The sequence below is a fragment of the Paramuribaculum intestinale genome, from assembly GCF_003024925.1.
Lineage (GTDB): Bacteria > Bacteroidota > Bacteroidia > Bacteroidales > Muribaculaceae > Paramuribaculum > Paramuribaculum intestinale.
The window spans coordinates 1-2360 of sequence record NZ_PUED01000274.1; the positions used below are offsets into that span (position 1 = coordinate 1).

Consider the following 2360-nt stretch of genomic DNA (forward strand, 5'->3'; position numbering starts at 1 on the left):
TTCCTTCGCTGTCTTTGCCCCAAAGAAGCCACGCGAAGGAGTCCGCTATTGTGGTCTTCCCGGTTCCGTTACGTCCGCTTATGGTCGTAACGCCGTCGCCGAACTCTACGGCTACGTTTCGCAAACCCTTAAAGTTTACAAGGGTAAGGCGTTTTAGTGTTACTTGTCTGCTCATATAGCTGTTAATTATTTAGTGTTGTTACTTTTCTTTGTTTCCGGCTAACTCTAAGGCTAAATCCGCGTCAATAATCAGAAGTGCGCCTATGTGGGTTATTGCTTTGTCAATCTTCCCGGAAGTCTTGATACGGCTTGCGGTCGTTTTGCTGCACCCTAATAGTTTCGCCAAACCTTTAAGGCCGTAGACGTAGCGGCGTTCGCCTTCCTGTTTTGTTGGCTTGTTTGCCAAAACCGCCCTTACTCGGTCTTCGACTGCATCCAAAAGTTGGCCTACGGTAAGGTCTATTATTCGGGTGTCGGGGTTAATCTTCTTCATCGTCGTCTAAGTATTTTTCCGGGTCTTCGGGAAGCGGAAGTTTGTTAATGTAATGGGCGGAAGCGGCGAAGTTGGCGAATAGAACTAATAAGACGGTTATACTTGCGTCCTCGGCGGCCGCGCAAAGAAGGAATAGCGACAGGGCGAACCATACGAAAATTAGCCACTGCCGGAACGTGTAGCGTTCCCCGGTTTCGGTCTTGCCGAATATCTTTGTTTTCAGTTCCTCGCTTGTCATGCTATCAAGTTGTTGAAGGGGTTAATATTTTCGTTCTCGTCCTTTGCTCGGCGGAGCGTTCTTGTTGTCCGTGCCGTTGTTGGTCTGGCCCCGCGTAACAAATAGTTGTCGTCGTTATTGCCGTTGTATTCGTGGAAGCCCATAACCAACAGCAGGGCTGTCGCTATGAAGGCGCGTTTAAGCGGGTCTAAGTCTACGGGAACGCCGCACTTCGTGCAAAACCACCAAACGCAAAGTTCCGTAGCCTTTTGGATGCCTATCTTGGCGTATATGTTGCGGGCGGTGTTCTCTACGGTACGGGCTGAAATAAAGAGCCTTTCGGCTACTTCTTTCTTACTCGCTCCCCACGCCAACAACTCGGCTACCTCGCCTTCCCGTCGGGTAAGCTCTGCTTTTAGTCGCATATCCCCCAAATATTTTCGGTTACTCCATACTTGGCGAATACTTCCGTAACTGCTACGGCTTGGCTTGCTTTTGGCTCCTGCTTGCCGTCGCGGTAGCAATAGAAGGAATTGCGGTTATTGATTCCCAATGCCGCCCAAAGGTCGGCTATACAGGCTTCGTAGTCGCCCATCTTTACTTGTTTAAGTCCGTTTCGGAAGCCTCGGAAGGCTGCTTTTGTCGCTGTCAATGTCATATTTTGAATTATTAAGCGGTTAGAATTTAGTGCGCGGTGGAAGGCTCGAACTTCCTTCGCCCGCTTTCGCTGCGTCCGCGCTCCGGCCTGTTCCCGGTTGTCAACGGTTTATAGCCTTCACGAAAGGGATTCTTTCTCCGTTGGCTTGCTATATAGTTGTGGTTGCTCCGTATTAACTTGATACGGCTATCGGGAAAATTAACCCTTACCCGCGTTTGCCTGTCGCTTCTCTAACCACTCATCGCGGCGGTGGCGGCACTCAATCAAGGACGAAGCCACGGTAGCGAATAGTTCCCCGTCCGGGGTGCGGTAGTCGTATTGGACGCGCTTAACTCGCTTTCCGCGTAGGCGGGTAGTGAATACTTCGTAGTTCTCGCTTCCGGCGGGGCAAACACTACAGCCCTGGTTGTCGTTCATGCTCATTGTTGTATGGTGTTAGTTGTTTCGTCCTCTATTAGTTCGCCGTTTTGTCCTATCCACAGCATTGCGTCTTGCCCGTTGTAGGAAAAATCAAAGGCTTTGTTTTTGGGGTTAAACCGGCCTTCTAATATTGTGCCTTCTTTAAGTCCGCGTATCTCTGCCAGGCACCAATAGCCGAAGTCGGTAAGCACTTTTACGACTGCCTTAGCCTTAATAGTTTTACTTGCCATATACTTGTATGCTTATTTATAGTAGAATGTAATTTTAAGCCCGCGACGAAGTTTGCATACGCACTTATCAAGCATACACTTGAAGGCGCGGGTTAGGAGGTTGTTGGCTAATTTTTCGCCAATAAGACGAAGAAGCCCACTTACTCCGACGAGGGTATTTAACCGCTTTCCTTCGCCGTTCACTCCGCTAACTTTAATTAGGAAGTTTCTGTTAATCTGTGCTGTCGTGTAGTCCATATAACTGAAATTTAAGTAATTTTTGTTATTGCTTCGTGCCGTAATTTTCGCTAACTTTGCAACTGAATTACTAACACGGTGCAAAGTTAATACTTTGCCATACAC

At 48.4% G+C, this 2360-nt stretch carries 8 protein-coding genes; all 8 read right to left on the minus strand.

The genetic code is table 11. The features are described from left to right. On the minus strand, window positions 1–175 hold a 175-nt coding region (locus tag C5O24_RS12615), incomplete at its 3' end, for an AAA family ATPase (protein ID WP_133165591.1). 24 nt (window positions 176–199) lie between these two features. Continuing rightward, on the minus strand, window positions 200–493 hold the full coding sequence (locus C5O24_RS12620; RefSeq protein WP_107034918.1) for a DUF3853 family protein: 294 nt from the start codon (window positions 491–493) through the stop codon (window positions 200–202). Further along, window positions 480–731 (minus strand): hypothetical protein, encoded by a 252-nt coding sequence (locus C5O24_RS12625; protein WP_107034919.1) that lies wholly within the window; start codon window positions 729–731, stop codon window positions 480–482. Before C5O24_RS12625 ends, C5O24_RS12620 begins: the two co-directional genes overlap by 14 nt. Beyond that, a complete protein-coding gene (locus tag C5O24_RS12630) occupies window positions 728–1135 on the minus strand; it encodes a helix-turn-helix domain-containing protein (protein WP_107034920.1) in 408 nt (135 codons plus the stop codon). The genes C5O24_RS12625 and C5O24_RS12630 overlap by 4 nt, the downstream gene beginning before the upstream one ends. After that, window positions 1126–1368 carry a hypothetical protein gene (locus tag C5O24_RS12635; RefSeq protein ID WP_107034921.1) on the minus strand — a complete coding sequence of 81 codons (243 nt, stop codon included), beginning with the start codon at window positions 1366–1368 and terminating at the stop codon, window positions 1126–1128. The genes C5O24_RS12630 and C5O24_RS12635 overlap by 10 nt, the downstream gene beginning before the upstream one ends. 198 nt (window positions 1369–1566) lie before the next feature. Next, window positions 1567–1791 (minus strand): DUF3873 family protein, encoded by a 225-nt coding sequence (locus tag C5O24_RS12640; RefSeq protein WP_107034922.1) that lies wholly within the window; start codon window positions 1789–1791, stop codon window positions 1567–1569. Beyond that, window positions 1788–2018, minus strand: coding sequence for a hypothetical protein (locus tag C5O24_RS12645; protein WP_107034923.1), 231 nt, complete (start codon window positions 2016–2018; stop codon window positions 1788–1790). Before C5O24_RS12645 ends, C5O24_RS12640 begins: the two co-directional genes overlap by 4 nt. A gap of 12 nt (window positions 2019–2030) precedes the next feature. Next, the coding region (locus C5O24_RS14380; RefSeq protein ID WP_240605016.1) for a hypothetical protein at window positions 2031–2360 on the minus strand (330 nt) is incomplete at its 5' end.

Bases quoted from the DNA above. Each gene is read 5' to 3' on its own strand.
- C5O24_RS12620 (WP_107034918.1), bottom strand. From the start codon at position 493: ATGAAGAAGATTAACCCCGACACCCGAATAATAGACCTTACCGTAGGC.
- C5O24_RS12625 (WP_107034919.1), bottom strand. From the start codon at position 731: ATGACAAGCGAGGAACTGAAAACAAAGATATTCGGCAAGACCGAAACC.
- C5O24_RS12630 (WP_107034920.1), bottom strand. From the start codon at position 1,135: ATGCGACTAAAAGCAGAGCTTACCCGACGGGAAGGCGAGGTAGCCGAG.
- C5O24_RS12635 (WP_107034921.1), bottom strand. From the start codon at position 1,368: ATGACATTGACAGCGACAAAAGCAGCCTTCCGAGGCTTCCGAAACGGA.
- C5O24_RS12640 (WP_107034922.1), bottom strand. From the start codon at position 1,791: ATGAGCATGAACGACAACCAGGGCTGTAGTGTTTGCCCCGCCGGAAGC.
- C5O24_RS12645 (WP_107034923.1), bottom strand. From the start codon at position 2,018: ATGGCAAGTAAAACTATTAAGGCTAAGGCAGTCGTAAAAGTGCTTACC.